Below are 24,099 nucleotides of genomic sequence, written 5' to 3' on the forward strand. Positions count from 1 at the left end.
TTCAAGGCATAGCTTCCTCTATGTCCAACGTTTATGCCCTTTTTTGCCAAATCTCTATTCCTGCACGATATTCAGTTTTCAAATTTCAGTTAGAATCTCATTCATTGAGATTCCGAGAAGTTATTGAAATTTGCAGATTATATTGATCCGCCAGCCTGAATGCCTGTTTCATTCCGCAGCTGGCAGGAGAATCAATCAAAATATCGCTTATCTCCAGTACCTGTCTGGCAGCATCTTTCGGTGCGAAGGAGAAGTGCCCCATCTTCAGCATACTCAAATCATTCATTCCATTCCCGGCAGCAAATATTTTTTCTTTTTTTGCTCCGAGAACTTCCATCAAATGAGCTGCTGCCACGTGCTTGCCAGTCTGCTCAGAAGTTACCTCCGTAAAATGTTTGCTGGAATATTCGTATCTTCTCCCCTTCCACAAAGGCAGATTCCTACACTTTTCAAGTATCGTTCTATGATTTGCCGTAAAAGACAGTTTCAAAATATCACCCTGTGCCTGTCCGGCTGAGAAAATTTCTTTTCCCATCTCCTCCTTCACTCCGTGATTCTCGATCATCCAGTTGCTTCTCATTCTGTAGATTCCTTTTTCAGTAAAGATCTGGATACATATTTCAGGCAGATGTTCATAAATAAACTGAATATCATGCAGGATATCCTTCCCTAGTGGCTTCTTCCAGATCAGCCTCTTCCTCTGAAAATCATAAATTCCGGCTCCGTTATAGACGACTGCTGGAAATTTAAGATTCAGTTTTCTGCTGTATTCCTCTAATGCCTCCACAGATCTTCCGGTACACAGGATCAGGCGGCCTCCGGAAGCCTCATAGTCTTTTGCCGCCTGGATCACATCATCATGCAGATGAAAATCATTTCCCACTAAAGTTCCGTCAACATCTGACAGAAACATTGAATAATAATTCATACACACTCCTTTTATCCACTGATAATATTCCTGAACTCTTCTTTATCCACAGCTTTCAGCAGTCCTTGAACAATTTCTGTTCTCCCTGCCTTAAGCACCACCTGTTTCAATACTTCCAGCTCTTCTCTGTCTTCATCATCTACCATAATTTCGGGTATGACGAATAAAAATACCAGCCGGACCATCCTATTCTTATTTACATGCTGCTGCGGTGCCCAGTCAATCTCATGCTCGGATCTGATGCAGACTATGCTGACCTCAGAAATAAAATCCGATACAGCATGAGCCAGTGCGACAGAATTTCCGATCGCAGTGAATCCATCCTTTTCTCTTTTCCACACTTCTTTCATAAGTCTGCTCTTCGTTTTAGAATCTGTCCCACCGGTCAGCAGGCCGCTCAGCTGTTCTATCATTTCTTCCTTCGTGTGGATATCTGCATGTAGCAGAATTTTTTCCTCCGGCATCAAATCCTCTATGTTCATTGTTCTGCTCTCCCTCCTCTCATTAATACATCCAGGGCTTCCTCTCTGGTCTTAGCGGATTTCAGCCTTTCCGTCCTTCTTTTGTCCATCGACAGGCAATATAATTCATGAAGAATCTTCTGCTGTTCTTCTTCTGAACTCGTACACACATCAATCGTGAGTGCAGATGTCTCAGCATCCATATCCAGATATATTTCTGACTTCTCCTGGTACCATAAGTTCACATAGAAACCGGATATCAGCTCCGCTTTACATATCATTTCCCTTTCAGCGTCAGACGGACTTTCCCGGATCATTTCCCCCAGTTTAACGCCTGCACTATTGGTCTCCTGGCTTTTGCAGATATCATATATATAATTCCTGATAGCCTTTATATCCTGTTTGGTCAGAAGTGCGGAAATCATCAGGTTCGGAATATTCCCCGGGTTTACCGGAACTGTGGAGATAATAAAGTCTGTGTCTCCCAGCTCCCTCTCCTTCAGCTTCCGCGAAGAAATCGTATCAATCACACGGATTTTAGGAAATTCCTGTTTGATTTTCTCGCTCAGCAGAAGAGAAGTTCCAAATCCGCTGTGGCAGACTACCAAAACATTGATTCTGGATGACAGCTTGACGATCATTGTCTGATAATATGTAGCAATATTAGCAATCTCATCGAGTCTTATCTTTTTTAGATGAAAACGTTTCCCCACAACCGTACAGGCAATCTTACAAATCCCAAGCATCTGCGGGTACCACTGCTGCATTTCTTCCAGCAATGGATTTGTAATCTGAATATTGTATTCCAGACGGTTCAGCATCGGCCTTATGTGGAGCATCAGTCCTTCCAGTAAGGTTTTTTCTTTAAAGAAGTTAACGCCCATTACGCCGGACATATAATCAGTCAAAGCCATCGCCACCTTTTCACCGATGCTTCTCTTCTGTTTTATCTCTTTTTTTACTCCCTCAATCGTACTCAGCGAGCTTAAATACTGGTATATATAAGTAATCTCTTCCTCTCCAATATTAATTTCGTATTTCTCCCAAATACTCCGGGCAATCTGATCTGCTTTTTGATAAACTCTGTTCCTGTCCGTCTCTGACAAATCATCATTTAGTGAATCCATCTTATTGCCATCCCTGACACGTTTGATGCAGATTAAAATATGAGTAAGAATATTTACATAGTAAATATCATTGATGTCGATTCCCTCTTCTTCTTCCAAACTGACAAGAAGAGATTCCACAAAAATGATTTCTTCCAGCGAAAACACTTCCAGCAGTCCCCGCAGTGTCGGCATATTCAGCCTACATATCCCGTCCGGCTGTATATCGTCATTGAGACCGCCTGCTGTTCCCTCTCCGTTGATCAGTGATGCAATTGCTTCTCTGATATTAATTTCTTCACCTTCAATCCGGGTTCCTTCCACATTCCTGACCAACTTCAAATCAAAATCTGCCAGCCATTTTTCAATCAGCTTTAGATCATTTACAATACTTGCCTTTCCGACATAATATTCCTCTGATAATTTTTGAAGCGATGTAGATTTGCCGGAATGAATCAGCAGATTTTTGAGAATAATGCCCCTCCGCCACTCTACCGAACCGCTGCTGTCTTCCGGTCCATATGCTCCCAAAATGTCTGTCATTTTGATGCGGTCTCTGTTTTCCATATCCAGCAAAATCCCTCTTCCTGTCCTGCCTATGACCTGAATCTTTTCTTCTTCTAAAACCTGCCGTATCATTTTCAAATCATCCTTTAATGTCTTATCTGACACCTTTAATTTGTCGGCATAATAATGAACTGACCTGTAGCAATCCTCTTGCATCATCATCCTTATAAAATTCTTTTGTCTCTTACTTAAACTCTTCATGTTCTCTCCCTCTGGGATGATATCTGATATGTTACCTCTCAGGATTGTTTCCTTCCTCTTTAAACAAACTATATCACCCAATTGTTCTTCTAAAAATACAAAACTCCTACTCTAGCTCTAAGGAAGTTTTAGTACACCAATGAACAAAGTGGGCAAGCCCACTTCATCTCCCCAACCCCTCACTCTTTGAGGGGCTTGGCAACTTTGCGTGCCAGATGCAATTTGCCGCAGGCAAATAATTTCCTTATGCATCTGTGTACAGCCCGCGGAGCGTTTTTATTTCATAGGGAGGGTCGTAGAACTTTCCTATGAAATGAAAAAAGCCTATGCATTTCTGCATAGACTATCTATAACATTTTTCCATTTGCCAAACAATGCACTGCACTACCCCTGGTACATTCTTCCTATTTCTTCGTAAAAAACCGCTTCTGCAGTATCTTCATCTGCAGATAAATAATCTTATCATGTACATTGTGCAGGAACCGGAACAGCTTTCTGGCCTTCACAAGACTTCCTGCGATCCTCACATCCTCGGGAGTTGTCACCTTAATATTGTCATAACTTCCTTCAATGAGCTTTACTTTAACTCTCTGGTCTCCATAATTTTCAAGCACCATACCGTCATCGGTTGCGGTAGTATCTCCGCTGTCCATCAGCTTTTGATAGGCATCATAGATCAGATCAAAATCAAAACATTGAGGAGTCTGGACCTGCCAAAGCTTTCTTCTCGGAGGCGTCGAAACCGCATAAGTGTCATTGTCCACAACCTTGATCGTATCTTTTGAAGGGATGCCAACCACACAAGCTTTATGCCTGCGCACATTGATAATACATTTTCGTATAATATCGGCATTCAGCATCGGCCTCGCTCCGTCGTGAATCAGAACATAGTCTGCCTCCTCAATGCTTCTCAGCCCAAGATAGACAGACTCGTACCGTTCCCGACCGCCGGCTACGATTCTGCTCACCTTTTCAAACTGATACTTGCCTACAATATATTTCTGACAATAGTCGATCTCATCCTCTCCGGTTACTAATATGACTTCATCCACCGGACTGTGTTCAAAGGCTTTCAGGGCATAGTAGATCAGAGGTCTTGACTTAATGATCATATACTGTTTGGGAATCCCGCTCCCCATGCGTTTTCCTTCTCCCGCGCCAAGTACTATGGCTACGATTTTCTCCTTCATGGCATCTCCTAATTATTTATCTCTGGCCGATCTTCAATCCCGGAACCGCATTCAGATCCCAGCCGCTTCTGGCTCCGTTCATATATTCATAATACCCTGCGGCTCCAATCATTGCCGCATTGTCCGTACATAATATGGGTGATGGGTGATAAAATTCAATTCCTGCTTCTCGGCATCTGGCTTGAATCTTCTCCCTGAAAGCTCCGTTGGAAGCGACTCCTCCGGCAATCGCAAGTTTCCGGTATCCAAGATTCTTTGCCGCTTCTACGCCATGGGTACTGAGTACATCCACAACAGCTTCCTGAAAAGATGCCGCCACATCTGCCCGGTTCACTTCTTCCCCCTTCATCTCACACTTATTTAGATAATTTAGTACAGAGGACTTCAGTCCGCTGAAACTGAAGTCATTCGGTGCATCGTCCACTTTTGCCCTTGGAAATTTGATTGCTTCCTTATTTCCTTCTCTGGCCAGAGCTTCGATCTTTGGACCTCCCGGATAACCGAGACCGATGCATCTGGCTACCTTGTCGAATGCTTCTCCGGCAGCATCGTCCCTCGTACGCCCGATGATTTCATAGACTCCATAATCCTTTACATCCACCAGATGAGTATGTCCGCCGGATACAACAAGACATAAAAACGGAGGTTCCAGCTCGTGGTGTTCTATATAATTGGCACAAATATGTCCTTCAATGTGATGAACTCCTACCAGGGGTTTATCTTTGGCAAAAGCAATCGCCTTTGCCTCCGCAACTCCCACAAGCAAAGCTCCTACGAGTCCCGGACCATAGGTAACTGCCACTGCATCGATTGAATCCAGGGTCTCATCCGCTTCGTTCAATGCCTCTCTGATCACATAGTTAATCTTTTCGATATGCTTTCTCGATGCGATCTCAGGTACGACTCCTCCGTACAGCTTATGTAGTTCTATCTGTGATGAAATAATATTGGATTTAACACTTCTCCCGTTCTCCACTACTGCCGCGGCAGTCTCATCGCAGGAAGATTCAATTGCCAGTATTTTAATATTTTTATCCATTGTCTGCTCCCTATTCCTCACAAAAATCCAAAGTAACCGTTTTTCCGTCCTTTCCGGCCTTGGATCTCGGAAAGATCTCTCTGACCTTCCCCATAAATTCCTCTGGTCTTACCAAAGACGGGCTGTAATGGGTCAGCCAAAGCTGACCCACATCTGCCTGTTTCGCAAGCCTTGCAGCTTCATAAAATGTCATATGTTTATATTCTTTTGCCTTTTTCTCTTTGCCTTCTTCTCCATACATGCCCTCACAGATGAACAGATCTGCACCACGGGCATTTTCTGCTATGAAAGGAACAGGCCTTGTGTCCGTACAATAGGTCAGTTTGATCCCTTTTCTGGCTTCACCGAGAATCATATCACTGGTTAAGACACGTCCATCGGCTTCTATCGTCTCACCTTTCTGAAGACGGCTCCAGTACTTCATCGGGATGTCGTTCTGTCTTGCCTTTTCCGGATCGAATTTTCCGGCTCTCGGTATAATCATATTATATCCGTAGCACATAATGTTATGCTGTACACGGAACGCCTCGATCTGATATCCGTCCATAGGGATTATCTGCTGTTTCCCGGACAGTTCCAGAAATTCGATCTCAAATGGCAGATCCGGAGCAATGACCCTCAGAGACTGTACGACCCGCTCCACGCCTTTCGGCCCGATGATCAATAACGGCTCTGTCCGCTCGGCATTTCCAAGAGTCAGCAAAAGGCCCGGAAGCCCGCTGATATGATCTGCGTGAAAATGTGTAAAACAGATAGCATCCAGAGGCTTCACACTCCACCCCCGTTCTTTGATCGCCACCTGTGTCCCTTCGCCGCAGTCGATCAGCACATCATGACCATTGAATCTGGTCATGCATGCCGTCAATTTCCGATATGGAAGAGGCATCATGCCTCCGGTACCTAATAAACATACATCTAACATTTTTCATCCTTTTTCTAAGTCAAGACTTCTTTCTTTTCTTTCACAGAAACCGGTATTTTAAATTTTTTTACCAGTTCATCATAACAGTGTTCGCAAAGGAAAAATTCATGGCATTCCAGATCTTTGCCTGAAAAATATCCCCACTCCTTCTCACCTTTAAAAAAATCTTCCTTCTCTTTGATTGTTCGACCACATAAGTTGCACTTCATCTCATTCTCCTCCTTATAGGTCTCATTATAAGAAGGTTCTTCTTCCGATACTACTGGTAATGACTGGGCCGGCACGTCCCAGCGCATTAAAACAGCGTCTTCCATCGGATTCCGGTAATATTTGGGTCTTCGGCCCTGAACAATAAATCCCTGCTTTTTATACATGCGGATCGCCGGTTTGTTGGATTCTCTCACCTCCAGATAAATGGCGGAGACAAATCTTTTTGCGAGCTCCTCCTGCAAAACACGAACCAGCCGTGCTCCGATACCGAAATTCCGTATGAAAGGCAGGACACCGACTCTGAGCAGTTCTCCCTCGTCTGCCGCCAGCCGGCCTATGACATAACCGCTGACGCGTTTCATATCACGCCACACATATATAAAGTAATCCTTTTGTCTGAAGGCATCCTCGAGCGTGCGGAGAGACCATGGATCTGAAAAACACTGCTTTTCCAGTTCAGCAATCATTGCAAGATCTTTTTCTCTTACCTCAAATATTGGTTTCTTCATGTTTCAGTCGTTCTTCTCTTTCCCTTTCTGCTTGGGATTTCCGTAAATATTCAGGCTCAAAATCATCTGCCGTGACAAACTTTCCCTGTTGGTAATAGATGCCGGCCAGCGCTCCTACAGCACCGGCTCTCTGCCGTCCTGCAAAATCAGGAGCAAAAAAAGCCTTATCACCCATCTGCTTTGAGATCGCTTCCTTATGGACAGGAACCCCATCCCCCAGAAAAATTACCGTATCCTCAAAATCCGTCAGCTGATCCAGCGTATCCTGCATACTCTGGGCGCATTGTTCTTTTATCACAGTAAACTTTCCATGCTCAAAACGGTAAAATCCGGTATAAACCTGATTCCTTCTGGCATCCATAATGGGACAGATGATTCCATGTGCTCCGTACAGCTGAAAAGCCAGACCGTCCACGGACGGGACCGGAATGACCGGCTTGTCAAGAGCCAGACCGAGCCCTTTCACTGTGGCTGCCCCGATCCGAAGCCCGGTAAACGAACCCGGACCCATGGCTGCTGCAATGGCATCCAGTTCAGCCAGTTCAAATCCCACCTGTTTTCTCATCACATCCAGCATGGGAAGCAGTGTCTGTGAATGAGTCAGTTTATCGTTGACCGTATATTCAGCGACCATTACGCCGTCCACAAGGTAAGCAGCCGATGCTACAAGCCCTGAACTATCCAATGCTAAAATCTTCATCTATATCTCCTCAATCTTGATTTCCCGGTAATCAAATCCCCGTTCCAGGTTTTTGGAAATCGTAATCTTCGTATAATGCTCAGGCAGGATCTCCCCAATCAAGTTGGCCCACTCGATCAGGGAAACTCCCTGCCCGTAAATATAATCTTCATACCCGATTTCGTCCATCTCCTCAACGTCCCCGATGCGGTAGACATCGAAATGGTAAAAAGGCAGACGTCCTTCTTCATACTCCTGCACGATCGTAAAAGTAGGACTCTGCACGGGTTCCTCTATTCCGAGACCCTTTGCAAATCCCTGGGTAAAGACTGTCTTGCCTACTCCTAAATCTCCGCAGAGACAGTACACATCTCCAGGTTCGGCCTTTTCTCCCAGCAGAAAGCCTGTACGAAATGTATCCCCATAACTTAAGCTTTCTGTCATACTAAGACCTCTTTGCATACTTTGGAAGCTTTGTACTGGCCGGTACATGCTGGTAAATATAATTCATGATTTCGTTTTTCTGTTCTCCGAGCGCTACATCAGGATAAATAAATGCACTTTGTTTTCCTGTATATAAAATATACATTCCTCTGCTGTGTCTGATCTTAACGATCTGATTCCAAGGAATGACTCCCGTTTGATCTCCCATTGTCACATGAACTCCGTCTTCCTGAAGATCATATTCCGTTTCATTTTGATACATTGGATTCCCTGCAGCCTGTTTCTTTGCCTTCATATATAAAGTAAGCGGTGTGACGATCGTGAAAAGTGCGATCATTAATACTCCAAGCATTGCATAATACATTCCGCCTCCGGCCGCTGTGCCGCGGAATACCATCATAATTCCGACCAGAACACAGATGGCTGTAAAAATTCCCGACTGTCCATTATACGCATGGGTCATAGAGAACTGATACAGATCTTTTGCGGTTAATCTAATATTAAAATTCATCTCTTACTCCTTTATCTTTTATCATTGAATTTATGCTTTTCATCTCGCTCTAGTTTTTAATTATATCATAGTAAAAAGAGTTTTGGTATATTTTTTCTCCCGATGCAAACAATATCCACATGGGAAAATATATGTTTGTGAGAGGAGACGTAAACACATGAGAGCAACAGGAATAGTACGACGTATTGACGATTTGGGAAGGATCGTAATTCCGAAAGAAATCCGCAAGACAATGCATATCAGAGAAAGTGATCCTTTGGAGATATTTACAGAACATGACGGAAGTATCATTCTTAAAAAATATTCTCCGATCGGGGAAATGGGGCAGATAGCAAAACAGTATGCTGAGTCCATAGCTGCCACCCTTCCTCATACAATCTGTATCTGCGATCAGGATTCTGTTATCGCAGCGGCAGGTCCAAATGGAAAAAAGCTGTCCGGAAAGCTCCTGCATGAGCAGGCAGAACAGATCATCATTGACCGCGGACAGTTCAGTGCAGTCAAAGGAGATCAGAATTTTGTTCCAATCATCTCCGATTTCCCTGATGAGTTTACAAATCAGGCTGTGGCTACTATTATTGCCGAAGGAGATGCTATTGGACTGGTCTGTATACTTTCCAATGAAAACAAAATGAATGAACAGGATCTGACCATCGCAAAAATAGGTGCTTCTTTCCTGGGAAAACAAATGGAAGATTAATCGCACCGAAACCGCCGTGCAAAAACTGCCGGCATGCTCACCGCATGTCCGGCAGTTTATTATTAATCCAGGTATTTCTTAAGATATTTTCCAGTATAAGACTGTTTTGCATTACATATCTCCTCAGGAGTCCCCTGAGCAACGACAGTTCCCCCATTGCTGCCGCCTTCCGGTCCAATGTCAATAATATAATCGGCGGTTTTTATGACCTCCAGATTGTGTTCGATGACAATAACCGTATTGCCGCCTTTCGTCAGCTTGCCCAGGATATCTACCAGCTTATGGACGTCTGCAAAGTGAAGTCCTGTGGTCGGTTCATCCAGAATATAGATTGTCTTTCCTGTACTCCGTTTGCTCAGTTCCGTAGCCAGTTTGATTCTCTGGGCTTCTCCGCCTGAAAGCTGGGTGGAAGGCTGCCCCAGGCGGATATAGGAAAGACCCACGTCTCTCAGCGTCTCCATCTTCCGACTGATGCTCGGAATATTCGAAAAGAATTCACAGGCTTCCTCAACCGTCATGTTCAGGACGTCATAAATGCTCTTTCCTTTGTAGAGAACTTCCAGTGTTTCCCTGTTGTATCTCTTTCCCTGACACACTTCACAGGGAACATAAACATCCGGAAGGAAATGCATCTCGATCTTAATGATACCGTCCCCGGCACATGCCTCACATCTTCCCCCCTTTTTATTGAAACTGAACCTTCCTTTATTGTATCCACGGCTCCTTGCGTCCTTTGTCATGGCAAATAAATCTCTGATCTGATCAAATACACCCGTGTAAGTCGCCGGATTTGATCTCGGCGTCCGTCCGATCGGAGACTGGTCAATATCTATGATCTTATCCAGCTGGTCAAAACCTTCGATGTCTGTGTGTTTCCCCGCCTTGATTTTTGCACGGTTCAGCTCTTTCGCCAGTCTCTTATAAACAATCTGATTGATCAGAGAGCTTTTCCCGGAACCGGACACACCGGTCACACAGGTAAAGACCCCAAGAGGGATATCTACATCAATATTTTTAAGGTTATTTTCTCTGGCACCAATCACCTTCATCCAGCCGGTAGGCTTTCTGCGCTCCTCTGGAACCGGGATCTTAATCCTTCCGCTCAAATATGCACCGGTGATGGACTTTTTATTCTTCATTATCTGCTGGGCAGTTCCCTGGGCTACGATCTCACCGCCGTACTCTCCGGCTCCGGGTCCTACGTCCACAATATGGTCCGCCGCCAGCATCGTATCCTCATCGTGTTCCACGACCAGCAGGGTATTTCCCAGATCTTTTAAATTTTTCAGGGCATTGATCAGCTTGTCATTATCTCTCTGGTGCAGACCGATGCTCGGTTCATCCAAAATATATGCCACACCCACAAGACCCGATCCGATCTGGGTTGCAAGACGTATCCTCTGGGCTTCTCCCCCGGAAAGTGTGCCGGTTGCCCTGGAGAGTGTCAGATATTCAAGCCCCACATTGTTGAGGAACCCAACTCTGGCCTTAATTTCCTTTAGAATCTGGCTTCCGATAAACTGCTGGCGGTCTGTCAGTTCCATCCCGTCCAAAAAGGCAGAAATTTCTCCCACAGACATATCACACATTTCCGCAATATTTTTTCCGGCCACAGTCACAGCCAGCGACTCTGCCTTCAGTCTCTGTCCGTGGCACTCCTCACATGGGGTAACTGTCATGTAATTTTCGTACTCCGCCTTCATAGATTCAGAGGATTCCCGGTATCTCCGGCCTACATTTCTGATCAGACCTTCAAAGGAGACATCATAGACACCCTGTCCCCTCTGCCCGGTATAATGAACCTTCACTTCTTTTCCATTTGTTCCGTAGAGAATCACATCTCTGATCTTTTTCGGATAGTCTTTAAAAGGTGTGTTCAGGTCGAATTTATATTCTTTTGCAAGAGCGTCGAGGATCGCCCGAGTGTAACTCTTCTTGTCTGTGCAGGACTGCCAGCCCATCACCTGGATTGCACCTTCCGCAATGCTCAGTTTCGGATCGGGAATCATAAGATCCACATCAAACTCCATCTTATATCCGAGACCGTGACAGACCGGGCAGGCTCCGAACGGATTGTTGAAAGAAAAGCTCCTCGGCTCGATCTCGTCAATGCTGATATCACAGTCGGGACAGGAGAAACTCTGGCTGAAATTCATCGGTTCTCCCCCGATGATGTCCACAGTCATCAATCCATCCGCCAGGTCCAGAGTCGTCTCAATAGAATCTGTAAGTCTCTTTTCAATCCCCGGACGCACTGCCAGCCGGTCCACAACGATCTCAATGTTGTGTTTTTTATTTTTGTCCAGTGTGATCTCTTCCTCCAGATCATAAATGTTTCCGTCCACCCTGACACGGACATAGCCGCTTCTCCTGGCATTTGAGAAAATCTTTTCATGCCTTCCCTTCCTTCCGCGGACAATCGGCGCCAGAAGCTGGAACTTTGTTCCCTCTTTAAATTCCATGATCCGGTCTGCCATCTGGTCTACCGTCTGCCTGCTGATCGGTTTCCCACACTTAGGGCAGTGCGGAATCCCGATCCTGGCGTACAGCAGACGGAAGTAGTCGTAAATTTCTGTCACCGTACCTACTGTGGATCTGGGATTTCGGTTGGTGGATTTCTGGTCGATGGAAATAGCGGGGGACAGACCTTCAATACTGTCTACATCCGGCTTTTCCATCTGTCCGAGAAACTGTCTTGCATAGGAGGACAAAGACTCCATGTATCTTCTCTGCCCTTCCGCATAAATTGTATCGAATGCCAGGGACGATTTCCCGGAACCGCTCAGTCCTGTGAGAACAACGAACTCGTTTCTGGGTATTACTAAATCTACATTTTTCAAATTATGTTCTTTCGCTCCTCTGATCCGAATAACATCCTTCTTCATAGTATCTCCTTACTTATCATAATCTCTGTAAGCAATCTTATATTCTTTCAGTTCATCCCGCAGCGTTGCGGCCTCCTCAAAATTCAGCTCTGCCGCCGCCCTGTTCATCTTCTTGGTGAGCCGTTCAATATTTTCCTTCAGTTCTTTCTTGTTCATAGACTCAATATCCTTTTCATTGGTCTGCTCTGCTTCTTCCTCCTCAGAAATCTTGATCAGATCACGTATATCCTTCTGAATCGTCTGCGGTGTGACGCCATGCTCTTTATTGTACTGATCCTGAATCGCTCGTCTCCGGTTTGTCTCACTGATGGCGGCTTCCATGGAATCTGTCATATTGTCGGCGTACATGATAACATGTCCTTCACTGTTTCGGGCCGCACGACCCACTGTCTGCACCAGAGAAGTCTCTGATCTTAAAAAGCCTTCTTTATCTGCATCCAGGATCGCGACAAGCGTGATCTCCGGAATATCCAGACCTTCTCTCAGCAGGTTGATGCCGACAAGCACATCAAATACGTCCATCCTCAAATCCCTGACGATCTCTGTCCGCTCAAGGGTATCAATATCAGAATGCAGGTATTTAACCCGGATTCCAACCTCCCTCATGTAATCGGTCAGCTCCTCCGCCATCCGCTTTGTAAGGGTGGTAACCAGAACCTTATGTCCCTGCTCTGTCTCTTTATGCACTTCAGATAAAAGGTCGTCAATCTGTCCTTTTACCGGACGCACATCAATCGGCGGATCTAAAAGTCCGGTCGGGCGTATGATCTGTTCTGCCCGGAGAAGTTCATGCTCTGCTTCATACTTGTTCGGCGTTGCGGAAACAAACAGCATCTGATCGATCTTACTCTCAAATTCGCTGAATTCCAGCGGGCGGTTATCCTTTGCCGACGGCAGACGGAATCCGAAATCCACCAGGGTAGACTTCCTGGACTGGTCTCCGGAATACATACCCCCGATCTGGGGCACTGTGATATGGGACTCGTCCACGATCACCAGAAAATCATCCCCAAAGAAATCGATCAGCGTACTCGGCGGTTCCCCTGGTTTACCCCCGGTCAGATGCCTGGAATAGTTCTCAATACCGGAACAGAACCCGGTCTCCCTCAGCATCTCAATATCAAAATTCGTTCGTTCCGCAATCCTCTGTGCCTCGATCAGCTGGTCATTTTCCTGAAAATACTTTACCCTCTCGGCCAGCTCCTGTTTGATATTAACAATCGCCTGCTCTATCTGTTCCTGCGGAACTACATAGTGGGATGCCGGAAATATGGCGAGAAAGTTAATGCTTCTCTTGACTTCTCCGGTGAGAACATCAAATTCCACGATCCTGTCAATCTCATCTCCGAAAAACTCTACCCGGACAGCCTCCTCAAATGTAGAGACCGGAAGGATCTCCAGGACATCACCTTTCACCCGGAAGGTTCCCCGTTTAAAGTCCAGTTCGTTTCGGACATACTGGATATTGATCAGTTCATCAATAACCTGATCCCTGTCCTTCTGCATACCGGGTCTTAAGGAAATCATCATCTCAGAGTAATTTTCCTTGCTTCCTATCCCGTAAATGCAGGAAACACTGGATACCACGATCACATCCTTCCTCTCTATGAGGGCGGCTGTGGCGCTGTGCCTCAGTTTATCGATCTCATCGTTGACGGAAGAGTCTTTTTCAATATAGGTATCTGTGGACGGTACATAGGCCTCCGGCTGATAATAATCATAGTAGGAAACAAAATATTCCACGGCATTATGCGGAAAAAATGCTTTAAATTCACTGTAAAGCTGTGCTGCCAGGGTCTTGTTATGGGCAATGATCAATGTAGGTTTATTTAATTCTTGAATGACATTTGCCATTGTAAACGTTTTGCCTGACCCTGTAACCCCTAATAGCGTTTCAAACTGATTCCCCTGCTTAAATCCAGAAACCAGCTGTTTAATCGCTTCCGGCTGATCCCCAGTAGGCTCAAATTCAGATACCAATTCAAAATGATCCATAAATATACACCTCCGTATATCGTAAAACGGAATAGAAATTCCCATAATTATGATTCCCATTCTCTGAAATATCATACTCTGTGTATCAGCCTTGATTATATCAGACCCCACTAAAAAAGTACAGAACAAATTCGAATGTTTGTTCTGTACTTTAAAATGTGAATATTCTTCACCACCGTATATAAAATCAGACCGCGGATCTCCTGCATCTTCTGCTCCGTCTCATTTCTTCTCTGATTTTGTCGCCGTAGACCGGATCTGATGCTGCCTCCGTTCAATGACATATCGGCAAAATAAGTCAGCTCCTTCTCGTGCAATTCCCTGACTCTGTCCTGCAAAAGCTTTTCTTCCGTAATATCAACAAATACACAGTAAAAATGATGTTCCCCATCCTCTTCCGTGAACAGCTGCGCCTGGATCGAAATCCATACGATCTCACCGTCTTTTCGGATCAGCCTGTTCTCATTGTGGATCGTGTTGCCGCATTTCAGCTGTTCCTGCAGGTTCTCTTTCATCACCACTATATCATCCGGATGGATCACTGCTGCCATATTATTTCCGTTTATAACCGATGAAGTCGAACAACACGTTATTCGCCGCTATGACAGAAAATTTTTCATCAAACCGGCAGCGAAACACGGCGCCGGGGATATTGTTGTAAATATGTATAATCTCGTTCTGTACCGTAACATCAATACAGACCGATATAATGGCATCACGCTCATCTTCTGTCACAACCTTGTATGCCACATCGTGCAGTCATATATAAAAACCGTCTTTTTTCTCATACGGTATTCCAGCGTATATTCATCGCCGTCATCCCTCCTGCAAATGAATCGTTCAAAATCTGCTGGCGCAGGGAAGACAAATTCTCCACCATCAGTGGGCTCACCGCGAACTCCGAAAAATGAATGCACCTCACAAGCCAGCTCTCTCTGGCCTGCTCACAATATCTCCTCACGGGCACGCAGGTCAATGACCTCACTGGCTCTTTTGAGCCTCTTCAGCAAACTTTTCACAGCAAATGGCTTGCCGATAAAATCATCTGCTCCGGCCTCCAGGGCTTTCTCCTCTGCTTCCGGGTCCGGCTCTGAGGAGACAATGACCGGTATACTCTCAAGATCCCTGTCTCTCTTCAGCTACTCTGCCAGCAGCTTTTCAAATTCATGGCACGGCATAGGCTTTGCAAAATAATAGCCCTGCACATAATCGCATCCTGCCTCTTCCAGTCTGGACAGCTGTTCCTTCGTCTCAACCCCTTCTGCCACAACACTCAGATGCATCCATCGCGCCAGACTGATAATAAATTTCAGGATTCCCTGGCTGACTGGCTTGGCCGTTTCGCTCTGGATAAACTGCATATCCAGTTTCAGTATATCGATGGGCAGATTGTTCAGCATGTTCAGTGAAGAATAGCCGCTCCCGAAATCATCCATTTCGATCACAAATCCCATCTCCCTTAAGCGTGCAACGGTGTCTATGATCTGGGAAGGGGTGTCTGTGTATGCGCTCTCTGTGATCTCTAAATGCAGCCTGGAAGGGTGCAGTCCGTATTTTTTCACGGTTCTCTGAAGAATACAGGAAAGATCTGCGTTAAAAATATCTGCCCTGGAAACATTGACGGATACCGGGATTTGAGGATATCCTTTGTCTTCCCATTCCCGAAGCACCCCGCAGGTCTTCTCCCAAACATATTGGTCCATTTTCGTTATAAATCCGTTTTTCTCAAAAAGAGGAATAAAGTTTGCCGGCGACTGAATTCCCCACTCCGGGTGTTCCCAGCGCACCAATGCCTCTGCCCCGGCCAGGGCTCCGTCTATGATCCGGTATTTTGGCTGGAGATAGATCTGAAACTGTTCTTCGGCCAGGGCGTCCTCCATACTGTCCGCGATGGCCTGGTCATGCAGCAGACTGCTGCGCAGTTTATCGTCGTATAACGCAAAATATTTTCCATACTGACCTTTAATACTGCGGGCAGCCAGAAGCGCCCGGCCACACGGTGCAGTATGATCCGGGGTCTGTAAGGCTTGGTCACAAAATCAGAAGCCCCATGAGATAATGCTGCCAGCTCGTCGGACTCTGCATCATTTTGAGTCGTTACGATCACCGGAATTGAGGAATACTCCGGATTCTCTTTCATAACAGACAAAAATGTATACCCGTTCATGACCGGCATGACAATATCAAGAAGAATCAGTGAAATACCCTCCCCATACTGTTTTAATACTTTCAGGGCCTCCTTTCCGTTTTCCGCTTCCAGAACATCGTACTCAGAACCCAGTATCTGGCACAGCAGCTGCCGGTTCAGTTCATTATCTTCCACTACTAATATCTTTTTCTGAGATAGCATACAAATCCCTTTCCTAATGCATCTGTGCACAGCCCAGCGGAGCATTTTTATTCCATGGGAACCCTTATCTTTATCAATTTACAGCAGTTTCTTTTATATCTTGTTCTTCCTGTTGAAACAGCATCTCAAGGCAGTCCAATGTCTGCCTGCACAACTTTCGGAAGAACCTGAGTTCCCTTACCCTGGAAAGATTTTGTGAGTCCGGCGTTGTTTAGAATACTTAACGACCGCCGAACAGTGCTGACAGAGACCTTATAATGTTTTGCCATCTTCGGCAGAGACGGCAGAAAGCTTCTTTTTGCATATATGCCTTTTTCGATATCCCTTATCACACTGCAGACTAAGGTATAGCAAAGCTGCGGTCTTTGCCGGAAAATATTTCACTGAAAAGAAAATGTTTCTGCCTGTTCCAGTTCAAACTCTTTCTGGACTTCGTCTATAAAATCAAACAGTCTTTTTACCAATTTATAAAAGCAGTCCTTAAAATAACCCATCAGCATAACAATACTCTCGGATTTAGATTTTCCCTCAGAATTTTCCTGCGGAATATTTCACGTTTCGTCCTCCGTTAAATATGGAAACTTCAGAAAACGGAGGACCTCCCAATAAAGATTCAGAATCAGACTGTTATCCAGGGCACGCAGTGCCATCAGACAGAACTGGAAGGTGACGGATACCGTATGGTCAGTGTTCTGTTCGGATGAGGATCTGAATTTTTCCCATTCCCCGGCGCTTAACTGATTCAATCTGAGTGCCCAGCACGCTCCAAACAGAAGTTCACTGGACACAAGAAGATCCTGTATTGCCTTCTTTCCCGGTACAAAATATTCGGCGGCACTCCTTCTCTGCATTGCCGGATCTGACTTATAGATCACTTCCGATGCTTTTCTGGCATCAATTTTTATGTACCCCTGTTTTTCCAAAGCCGACAAGCCCACACGGACCGTAGCCGGGGCCATGTGAAATACAGCGCAGATTTTCGATATCGACGGCAGATTATGAAAGACTCTGCAGTTCTAAACTCTGCTCATATATATATTAATAATTTTTATCACAGTTCTGATCCAAAGGCAAATAAAAAGACCCCCAGGGCAATACTGCCCAAGAAGTCCTCTTAATAGTCTATACCCTGTCAGTGAAGGGATCAGCAAAATCACAATCAGTTCCACTAAGGTAAATCCATCCTTTTTCGCTCTCATGCTTTCGTTGCTTTTCCGGCTCCTGTAAAATTTTATTTCTTCAGCTTCTTCTTTAAAAGCTGCTGTGCTTTTAAAAGCTGTTCATCCACTTTTGTCTTGGTGTCATCTTTTATGTTTATATTAGGTTTTATCCCCTTCTTATGGATATTGGCTCCTGAAGGCGTATAATATGACGCATAGGTTAATTTGGCATAGGAACCGTCTCCCAATTTAAAGAATCCCTGCACAATCCCTTTTCCGAAGGTCTTTTCACCTACTAAGGTTCCCCTTTTATGATCTTTGACAGCTCCTGACAAGATTTCAGAAGCGCTGGCGCTCTCTCCGTTCACAAGGACACAGACCGGAACCTTTACCGACTGCTCTGCATCTGAACGGTATACCTTTTCCTTGCCCTGTTTATCCTTTATAGACACAATCCTGCCTTCACCAAGCAGTTCGTCGCAGATATCCACAACGGAATCCACCAGTCCGCCCGGATTATTCCGAACATCCAGAATCAAAGCCTTCATTCCTTTGTTCTGCAGCTGTTTTATACCTTTCTTAAATTGGCCAACGGTCACTTCATCAAATTCAGAGATAGACAAATAGCCAATACTGTTATCAAGCATTTTTGTCTCAACGGTCTGAGTCACAACTTTTTTTCTCGTAATTGTGTAGTTTTTTGCTTTCTTCTCCTTTCCGCGCAGAAAAGAAAGTTTTACCTTAGTGCCTTCTTCTCCTTTTACTTCTGCCACGACTTTATCCAGATCCTTGTCACCGACAGATTTGCCGTCCACCTTGATCAGAACGTCTCCGGCCTTGATTCCTCTTCCATCACTTGGACCTCCCTTGATGACCCTGATCACCTTTATCTCACCTGTGACAGTATCCTGGGAAAGATAAATTCCTACACCTGAAAATACACCGTTCGTCGCTTCCATCAGTTCTTTAAATTCACTCTCTGAATAATAAGTGGAATATGGGTCTCCCAGACCTGCCAGATATCCTTTATAAGCGTAATTTTCCAGCTGCTCCTGATCCACATCGCCGGTATAATATTGATCCACGGTCTTTTTAAGGCGCTGAAGTTTATTTGCTATCTCCAGATTTTCCCCCGATACCGAATACGTCCTGTATAAAAGGAATCCCTCTCCGAGAGAGATCACAAGAAGAATTGCGATCAGGATTTTTGAGAATTGTTTTTTCATATCGACCTCCACGTCCGGATATCTCTTTATAAATAAAGAGCATCCTCCAAATATGTGTTCCATTATAACACTGAGAAAAAGCCGCTACAACCCTCAACTAATTAGCAATATATAAACTTAACCGCCGTATCCGGCTAATTTTCTCAAAAGAAAAACCATGATTTTTCATCATGGCTTTCTTAAACTCTGCATTTACTTTAATTTTTATTCCATGATTGCCTGCTTCGGGGACGTTACTTCTGTCTGCTGCCTCAGATTTACAGGCGGGACAGTACCGGCCCCTGTAACAGCCCTTACACAATGTATGACCGTTGATTATTCTGGACTGCAGCGCGATACCCGCGTCCGTCACAACTGCGTTCTGCCAAAAATTCATGTTATACCCTCCTTACTTCATAATTTTCATACTCTATGGAAACTATAACATGATGCAAACGGACAATGTGGGCAAATAAAGTATCGTTGCATAGCTTCTTTTGCTAAAGAAATACTTATCCGGCAGATATTACGTCCATTTTGTACATGATTGGAGTGAGGCATTCTAAGAGCCGAACGGAAATCACGTACAAAATGTCAAACTATGCCCATCATCCCCATCGCCACAACAACAATGGTTGCCACAATGGGAATCACACAAGTAACCATGCCGATATCTGCATAAGATTTTTTATGTGTCATTCCTGCTACGGCCAGCAGCGTGATGACAGCTCCGCAGTGGGGCAGAGAATCCAGTCCCCCGGATGCGATGGAAGCGACACGGTGGAAAGCGCCTGGATCAATGTTCAAAGATGCAGCCATTTCCATATATTTCGGCCCCAATGCTTCCAGCGCGATGCCCATGCCTCCGGAGGAAGATCCGGTAGCTCCTGCCAGAAGTGTTACAGCCAGCGCCTCCGAAATCAGAGGGCTTGCTTTGATGCCCAGGACAGCCTTTGTAAGTACGGCAAACCCGGGAGCAGCCTTTACCACTGCTCCGAATCCCACGGCTGCAGATGTGTTCATAATCGCCATGACAGATCCGTTGGCACCTTCACTGACAGCGCCGATGATATCCTTCAAATTTCGAAGATTTAACAGGATAGATGCGGCGATCCCCAAAAGCAGGGCGATGATGATAGCGTAAGTGGACTTCTTATCTTCCGGAAACGCTATCCACATTGGCAGGATATTCAGCGATGCGACGACGATCAGCAATGGCACGACCGACAGCAGTGGATTGGGCAGATCCTCTGAAGTACTCTCCTTTATATTGTCAGGTTCATCAAAGTGCTCTCCCGCGGCAGTCATTTTCTTTGCGCGGTAAGACAGCCACAGATATCCTCCCACGAGCATGACAAGTCCCCCTGCGATTCCCATGATAGGTCCTGACATTGCGTTGGTTCCGAAATACTTTGTGGGAATAATATTATTCAGCTGGGGATTCCCAGGAAATGCGGTCATGGAAAATGTGAATGCGCCGCAGGCAATGCAGCCTGGGATCAGCCTTCTCGGAAGGTCGGCCTCCCGAAATAAGGATACGGCAATCGGATAAATGGCAAACACAACTACAAACAGTGAAATGCCACCGTAGACCAAAATACCACAGCTGATAATAACAGCCAGGATTGCCCTCTGTGCTCCGATCATTGAGGATAATTTTTTCGCCACAGAATGGGCTGCCCCCGTAACTTCCATTGCCTTTCCGAAAATTGCTCCCAAAAGGAACATTGGGAACCAGGATTTGGCAAAGTCCACAAGCCCCTGCATATAAGTGTCTGTGTATGCAGGCAGCAGAGAAAGTCCCCCGGTCAGCGCCACAACCATGGCGGATACCGGAGCTACCCAGATAATTGAATATCCCTTGTACGCCAGGAACACAAGCAATGCGAGCCCTAAAACAATTCCAACCATACTATCTGCCTCCGATCTTTAATGGGGTGTTGTCAAAAATATCTGCATCCATCTCTTTTAGATTTCGGGAAATCAAAGGTTTGAAATCCATCTTGTCTAAAATGTGCTTTTCGAGATCTATTCCAGGTGCTATCTCAATCAATTCCAGGCCGCCTTCCGTCAGTCTGAACACCGCCCGTTCCGTCACATACAGCACATTCTGTCCTGTCTGCACACCATACTCTCCACTGAAGGTGATCTGCTCCACCTGGTCCACAAACTTGGTAAACTCTCCGTCCTGTACGATCTGAAGTCCCCGGTCTTTTACTTCGATCAGCGACTTTCCGGCCGTAAATGTACCGCAGAAAATGACGTTTTTCGTATTCTGTGAAATGTTTACGAATCCTCCGCAGCCAACCATCCTGCCGTTAAACTTGCTTACATTAATATTTCCTTTGGCATCTGCCTGTGCAAGCCCGAGGCAGGTCAGGTCAAGCCCGCCGCCGTCATAGAAGTCAAACAGATTGGGCTGGCCGATCAGTACTTCTACATTGGCTGCGGCTCCGAGGCTGTGTCCTCCCTGAGGCACTCCTCCGATCGCCCCGGCCTCGATGGTCATTGTCAGACGGTCTGCAATCCCTGCTTCCAGGGCGACGGAAGCGACACCCTCCGGCACTCCGATCCCCAGATTGATCGTAGTATCCAGCTGAATCTCTTTCGCACACCGCTTTGCGATGACCTTCCGTATTCCCATTTCCATAGGCGCAATGCTGTCAGACGGCACTTTCACTTCCCCCGTAAAAGAAGCATCATAGTCTAATATACAAGTCATCCGATGATTTTCCGGTTTGGCCTTTACCAATGTATCTACCATGATTCCCGGGACATATACATCTCTTGGGTCCAAAGTCCCCTCTTTTGCCACCTCTTTTACCTGACCGATCACGATCCCTCCGGAATTTTTAGCTGCCTCAGCGATATGGAGTGTTTCCAAAAGCACCCCTTCTTCCTCGACCGTCATATTGCCTTTCTCGTCTCCCACCGTCCCGCGGATAATGGCAGCGTCCACAGGAATGGAACGGTACAGAAGATATTCTTTCCCTGCTGCCTCCATAACCTCCACAAAGCTCTCGCTCCGGGCAGCCTGGTTCATCCGTCCGCCTTCCACTCTTGGATCTGCAAATGTCTTTAATCCCACCTGAGTCAGCACCCCGGGCTTGCCCCCTGCAATGGCCCTGAATAAATGTGCAACGACACCCTGCGGAAAATTATAAGCCGCGATCTTATTCTCATTGATCATTCTGCTCAGCTTCTTTGCCAGTCCCACATGCCCGGCAATGATCCGTTTGACCATTCCTTCTTTCGCCAGATGGTCCAGGCCGAAATCTTCTTTGAGGGCTCCTCCGTCTCCGCAGCCTGATCCAAACAGGAGCGTCAAATCTTTTGGATGTCCCTCCTCCTCGTAGCGTTTTCCCAAAGCCTTTGCTATTTCTTCAGCGAAACCGAACCCAAAGGCAAATCCGTTGAACGCTACCGTGTCGCCGTCTTTGATCTGTTTTACTGCCTCTTCTGCACTGCTTAATTTTGACATGCTGTATCCTCCTTATGCTCCGGTGGGATAACGGTTGCTTCCCCTTCCACGACAACCTTGCCTTCCTGGTTGACACAAGTAGTGGCGATTGTGGCGATCGTAAACTTGGGTTTTTCTTTTAATTCCTTTACCCTCAAATTGGCTGTGACTGTGTCTCCGATCTTCACAGGTCCCGTAAACTTCAGCGACTGGCCCAGATATGTGGTACCGGGTCCCGGAAGCTTCATGGCAATGGCCGCCGAGATGACTCCGGCACTGATCATCCCGTGTGCTATCCTTTCTTTAAATACCGTACCTTTCGCATAGTCATCATCCAGATGCAGCGGATTTTTATCCCCCGTCACCTCTGCAAATGCCAGGACATCCTCATTGCTGATTTGTTTACAAAAAGAACATTCATCTCCGACTTTTAATGAACAATTCCCCATTGATTACTCCTTCCCTGATGCAATTCATTGATTATCTTGTATAATTACTTCTATAAATCCATTATATATTTGGTTGATTCTCACAGTAAAATATATAAAATTCATAGACGGCATGAAAAAAAAGAACTAAGCCTGTATTCTATCTCAGGTTTAGTTCTTTGCAATTTCTTTATTTAATATTCCCGTGTTTTTTTACATACGTCTGAAAATGTCTGATAGGATTTGAAACGTATTTGTCCTTTCTTATAATCAATGCTATATCCCATGGAAACTCCGGTTCTGTCAGTGTAAGAATTTTTATTTTATCTGAATTAAAACGGGATAAAATCGGCCGCGGAAGGATGGCCACTCCCTGGTTCAGTGAAACCATCTCGGCTATGAAGTCCCATTGGGAGCTCTCCATGACGATGTTCGGTTCAAAACCCGACATATGGCACAGCTCCCTGGTCCGGCTGTGGAGCATAAACGTCTTGTCAAGCGAGATGAACTCTTCATTTCTCAATTCCCGGAAGGCTGCTTTCTCACGGCCTGCGAGAGGATGATCCGTGCTGACCGTCAGCACATTATCCGACTTAAATACAGGAAGGATATGAAAATCGTCCGAGGCAAAAGGAAGTATGACTACACCAATGTCAATCTCTCCGGACTGAACCTTCTCTTTCACAGTATTTGCTCCCTCTTCCGCAATAACAAGACGGATTCCCGGATAGGCTTTCCGGAACCCATGGATAATAGACGCAAAATAAATGGTACTGATCACCGGAGGTATCCCCACCGAAATTTCTCCGTTCTTTGCATTGATACAGTCTCTTAAATGCTCCATCTGGTTATTGATGTTCTCCAGCGCGTCCCTGCCTTCCTGGTAGAGCATCCTGCCCTCCGGCGTCAGGCAAAAACGCTTTGCAGTCCGGTCAACAAGCTGTACATCCAAATCCTCTTCCATGGCTTTTATCGTCTTGCTCAGCGCCGACTGGCATATGAACAATTCATTTGCGGCAGTGGTAAAATTTTGATTCTTTGCCAGTGCGACAAAATAAGTCAGCTGTTTTAAATTCATACTCCACTCCTTTCCCATGATATCCCTTTAAATCAATTATACTATGAAATTTTCATATATTAAAAGAACAG

The 24,099-nt window shown here is 45.5% G+C and carries 23 protein-coding genes and 1 pseudogene; 1 reads left to right on the forward strand and 23 read right to left on the reverse strand.

The genetic code is table 11. The features are described 5' to 3' along the window. Positions 1 to 97: 97 nt before the first annotated feature. From QGT46_RS03235 to QGT46_RS03280, 10 genes are all read right to left on the reverse strand, one after another. A complete protein-coding gene (locus QGT46_RS03235; protein WP_148459143.1) occupies positions 98 to 928 on the reverse strand; it encodes an HAD-IIB family hydrolase in 831 nt (276 codons plus the stop codon). 11 nt (positions 929 to 939) lie between these two features. Next, on the reverse strand, positions 940 to 1,410 hold the full coding sequence (locus QGT46_RS03240; protein ID WP_301589547.1) for a PTS sugar transporter subunit IIA: 471 nt from the start codon (positions 1,408 to 1,410) through the stop codon (positions 940 to 942). Continuing rightward, positions 1,407 to 3,263 (reverse strand): BglG family transcription antiterminator, encoded by a 1,857-nt coding sequence (locus QGT46_RS03245; protein WP_301589549.1) that lies wholly within the window; start codon positions 3,261 to 3,263, stop codon positions 1,407 to 1,409. Before QGT46_RS03245 ends, QGT46_RS03240 begins: the two co-directional genes overlap by 4 nt. Before the next feature lie 404 nt (positions 3,264 to 3,667). After that, positions 3,668 to 4,453 (reverse strand): 2-C-methyl-D-erythritol 4-phosphate cytidylyltransferase, encoded by a 786-nt coding sequence (ispD, locus tag QGT46_RS03250; protein WP_301589551.1) that lies wholly within the window; start codon positions 4,451 to 4,453, stop codon positions 3,668 to 3,670. A gap of 16 nt (positions 4,454 to 4,469) precedes the next feature. Beyond that, entirely contained in the window at positions 4,470 to 5,492 is a 1,023-nt protein-coding gene (gene tsaD, locus QGT46_RS03255; RefSeq protein WP_301589553.1) for a tRNA (adenosine(37)-N6)-threonylcarbamoyltransferase complex transferase subunit TsaD, read from the reverse strand. 10 nt (positions 5,493 to 5,502) lie between these two features. Beyond that, the gene (locus tag QGT46_RS03260; protein ID WP_024729429.1) at positions 5,503 to 6,414 is read right to left on the reverse strand and encodes a ribonuclease Z; all 912 of its coding nucleotides are present in this window, start codon (positions 6,412 to 6,414) and stop codon (positions 5,503 to 5,505) included. A gap of 14 nt (positions 6,415 to 6,428) precedes the next feature. Further along, entirely contained in the window at positions 6,429 to 7,133 is a 705-nt protein-coding gene (rimI, locus tag QGT46_RS03265; protein ID WP_301589557.1) for a ribosomal protein S18-alanine N-acetyltransferase, read from the reverse strand. Continuing rightward, entirely contained in the window at positions 7,114 to 7,833 is a 720-nt protein-coding gene (gene tsaB, locus QGT46_RS03270) for a tRNA (adenosine(37)-N6)-threonylcarbamoyltransferase complex dimerization subunit type 1 TsaB (protein WP_024729427.1), read from the reverse strand. The genes rimI and tsaB overlap by 20 nt, the downstream gene beginning before the upstream one ends. Further along, a complete protein-coding gene (gene tsaE / locus QGT46_RS03275) occupies positions 7,834 to 8,256 on the reverse strand; it encodes a tRNA (adenosine(37)-N6)-threonylcarbamoyltransferase complex ATPase subunit type 1 TsaE (protein ID WP_024729426.1) in 423 nt (140 codons plus the stop codon). Between the two features lies 1 nt (position 8,257). Continuing rightward, positions 8,258 to 8,767, reverse strand: a complete 510-nt coding sequence (locus tag QGT46_RS03280) for a YcxB family protein (protein WP_024729425.1) — start codon at positions 8,765 to 8,767, stop codon at positions 8,258 to 8,260. A gap of 157 nt (positions 8,768 to 8,924) precedes the next feature. Between QGT46_RS03280 and QGT46_RS03285 the strand changes: the two genes are divergently transcribed. Further along, positions 8,925 to 9,467, forward strand: a complete 543-nt coding sequence (locus QGT46_RS03285) for a stage V sporulation T C-terminal domain-containing protein (protein ID WP_024729424.1) — start codon at positions 8,925 to 8,927, stop codon at positions 9,465 to 9,467. Positions 9,468 to 9,529: 62 nt separating this feature from the next. Here QGT46_RS03285 and uvrA read toward each other — a convergent pair whose 3' ends face one another. The 13 genes and pseudogenes from uvrA to QGT46_RS03345 all read right to left on the reverse strand — a co-directional run bounded on the left by uvrA (position 9,530) and on the right by QGT46_RS03345 (position 24,028). After that, complete coding sequence (gene uvrA / locus QGT46_RS03290; protein WP_301589560.1) at positions 9,530 to 12,352, reverse strand: excinuclease ABC subunit UvrA; 2,823 nt, start codon at positions 12,350 to 12,352, stop codon at positions 9,530 to 9,532. Between the two features lie 9 nt (positions 12,353 to 12,361). Continuing rightward, complete coding sequence (uvrB, locus tag QGT46_RS03295; protein ID WP_024729422.1) at positions 12,362 to 14,347, reverse strand: excinuclease ABC subunit UvrB; 1,986 nt, start codon at positions 14,345 to 14,347, stop codon at positions 12,362 to 12,364. Positions 14,348 to 14,457: 110 nt separating this feature from the next. Then, positions 14,458 to 14,898 carry a PAS domain-containing protein gene (locus tag QGT46_RS16835; protein ID WP_330655715.1) on the reverse strand — a complete coding sequence of 147 codons (441 nt, stop codon included), beginning with the start codon at positions 14,896 to 14,898 and terminating at the stop codon, positions 14,458 to 14,460. Between the two features lies 1 nt (position 14,899). After that, on the reverse strand, positions 14,900 to 15,097 hold the full coding sequence (locus tag QGT46_RS16840; RefSeq protein WP_330655716.1) for a hypothetical protein: 198 nt from the start codon (positions 15,095 to 15,097) through the stop codon (positions 14,900 to 14,902). Positions 15,098 to 15,489: 392 nt separating this feature from the next. Next, positions 15,490 to 16,697 (reverse strand): annotated as a pseudogene (locus QGT46_RS17185) (EAL domain-containing protein); the annotation flags it as partial. Between the two features lie 125 nt (positions 16,698 to 16,822). Next, positions 16,823 to 17,029: a GntR family transcriptional regulator gene (locus QGT46_RS17190; RefSeq protein WP_301589563.1), complete on the reverse strand. Its 207-nt coding sequence runs from the start codon at positions 17,027 to 17,029 to the stop codon at positions 16,823 to 16,825. A 219-nt stretch (positions 17,030 to 17,248) separates the two neighbouring features. Then, positions 17,249 to 17,656, reverse strand: a complete 408-nt coding sequence (locus QGT46_RS03315; protein WP_301589565.1) for a hypothetical protein — start codon at positions 17,654 to 17,656, stop codon at positions 17,249 to 17,251. Between the two features lie 272 nt (positions 17,657 to 17,928). Further along, positions 17,929 to 19,083, reverse strand: coding sequence for a S41 family peptidase (locus tag QGT46_RS03320; protein ID WP_301589566.1), 1,155 nt, complete (start codon positions 19,081 to 19,083; stop codon positions 17,929 to 17,931). Between the two features lie 97 nt (positions 19,084 to 19,180). Then, a complete protein-coding gene (locus tag QGT46_RS03325) occupies positions 19,181 to 19,459 on the reverse strand; it encodes a hypothetical protein (RefSeq protein WP_301589568.1) in 279 nt (92 codons plus the stop codon). A 197-nt stretch (positions 19,460 to 19,656) separates the two neighbouring features. Then, the gene (locus QGT46_RS03330; protein ID WP_024729419.1) at positions 19,657 to 20,973 is read right to left on the reverse strand and encodes a GntP family permease; all 1,317 of its coding nucleotides are present in this window, start codon (positions 20,971 to 20,973) and stop codon (positions 19,657 to 19,659) included. Position 20,974: 1 nt separating this feature from the next. Beyond that, the gene (locus QGT46_RS03335) at positions 20,975 to 22,543 is read right to left on the reverse strand and encodes an acyl CoA:acetate/3-ketoacid CoA transferase (protein ID WP_301589571.1); all 1,569 of its coding nucleotides are present in this window, start codon (positions 22,541 to 22,543) and stop codon (positions 20,975 to 20,977) included. Further along, positions 22,531 to 22,971: a MaoC family dehydratase gene (locus QGT46_RS03340; protein WP_148459136.1), complete on the reverse strand. Its 441-nt coding sequence runs from the start codon at positions 22,969 to 22,971 to the stop codon at positions 22,531 to 22,533. The genes QGT46_RS03335 and QGT46_RS03340 overlap by 13 nt, the downstream gene beginning before the upstream one ends. Positions 22,972 to 23,140: 169 nt before the next feature. After that, complete coding sequence (locus QGT46_RS03345) at positions 23,141 to 24,028, reverse strand: LysR family transcriptional regulator (protein WP_024729416.1); 888 nt, start codon at positions 24,026 to 24,028, stop codon at positions 23,141 to 23,143. Between the last annotated feature and the right edge of the window lie 71 nt (positions 24,029 to 24,099).

It is taken from the genome of Anaerostipes faecis, from assembly GCF_910574135.1.
GTDB lineage: Bacteria > Bacillota > Clostridia > Lachnospirales > Lachnospiraceae > Anaerostipes > Anaerostipes hominis.

What these genes read in the sequence shown, in the direction of transcription:
- QGT46_RS03235 (WP_148459143.1), bottom strand. Translation starts at nt 928, where the DNA reads ATGAATTATTATTCAATGTTTCTGTCAGATGTTGACGGAACTTTAGTG.
- QGT46_RS03240 (WP_301589547.1), bottom strand. Translation starts at nt 1,410, where the DNA reads ATGAACATAGAGGATTTGATGCCGGAGGAAAAAATTCTGCTACATGCA.
- QGT46_RS03245 (WP_301589549.1), bottom strand. Translation starts at nt 3,263, where the DNA reads ATGAAGAGTTTAAGTAAGAGACAAAAGAATTTTATAAGGATGATGATG.
- ispD (WP_301589551.1), bottom strand. Translation starts at nt 4,453, where the DNA reads ATGAAGGAGAAAATCGTAGCCATAGTACTTGGCGCGGGAGAAGGAAAA.
- tsaD (WP_301589553.1), bottom strand. Translation starts at nt 5,492, where the DNA reads ATGGATAAAAATATTAAAATACTGGCAATTGAATCTTCCTGCGATGAG.
- QGT46_RS03260 (WP_024729429.1), bottom strand. Translation starts at nt 6,414, where the DNA reads ATGTTAGATGTATGTTTATTAGGTACCGGAGGCATGATGCCTCTTCCA.
- rimI (WP_301589557.1), bottom strand. Translation starts at nt 7,133, where the DNA reads ATGAAGAAACCAATATTTGAGGTAAGAGAAAAAGATCTTGCAATGATT.
- tsaB (WP_024729427.1), bottom strand. Translation starts at nt 7,833, where the DNA reads ATGAAGATTTTAGCATTGGATAGTTCAGGGCTTGTAGCATCGGCTGCT.
- tsaE (WP_024729426.1), bottom strand. Translation starts at nt 8,256, where the DNA reads ATGACAGAAAGCTTAAGTTATGGGGATACATTTCGTACAGGCTTTCTG.
- QGT46_RS03280 (WP_024729425.1), bottom strand. Translation starts at nt 8,767, where the DNA reads ATGAATTTTAATATTAGATTAACCGCAAAAGATCTGTATCAGTTCTCT.
- QGT46_RS03285 (WP_024729424.1), top strand. Translation starts at nt 8,925, where the DNA reads ATGAGAGCAACAGGAATAGTACGACGTATTGACGATTTGGGAAGGATC.
- uvrA (WP_301589560.1), bottom strand. Translation starts at nt 12,352, where the DNA reads ATGAAGAAGGATGTTATTCGGATCAGAGGAGCGAAAGAACATAATTTG.
- uvrB (WP_024729422.1), bottom strand. Translation starts at nt 14,347, where the DNA reads ATGGATCATTTTGAATTGGTATCTGAATTTGAGCCTACTGGGGATCAG.
- QGT46_RS16835 (WP_330655715.1), bottom strand. Translation starts at nt 14,898, where the DNA reads ATGGCAGCAGTGATCCATCCGGATGATATAGTGGTGATGAAAGAGAAC.
- QGT46_RS03315 (WP_301589565.1), bottom strand. Translation starts at nt 17,656, where the DNA reads ATGGCCCCGGCTACGGTCCGTGTGGGCTTGTCGGCTTTGGAAAAACAG.
- QGT46_RS03320 (WP_301589566.1), bottom strand. Translation starts at nt 19,083, where the DNA reads ATGAAAAAACAATTCTCAAAAATCCTGATCGCAATTCTTCTTGTGATC.
- QGT46_RS03325 (WP_301589568.1), bottom strand. Translation starts at nt 19,459, where the DNA reads ATGAATTTTTGGCAGAACGCAGTTGTGACGGACGCGGGTATCGCGCTG.
- QGT46_RS03330 (WP_024729419.1), bottom strand. Translation starts at nt 20,973, where the DNA reads ATGGTTGGAATTGTTTTAGGGCTCGCATTGCTTGTGTTCCTGGCGTAC.
- QGT46_RS03335 (WP_301589571.1), bottom strand. Translation starts at nt 22,543, where the DNA reads ATGTCAAAATTAAGCAGTGCAGAAGAGGCAGTAAAACAGATCAAAGAC.
- QGT46_RS03340 (WP_148459136.1), bottom strand. Translation starts at nt 22,971, where the DNA reads ATGGGGAATTGTTCATTAAAAGTCGGAGATGAATGTTCTTTTTGTAAA.
- QGT46_RS03345 (WP_024729416.1), bottom strand. Translation starts at nt 24,028, where the DNA reads ATGAATTTAAAACAGCTGACTTATTTTGTCGCACTGGCAAAGAATCAA.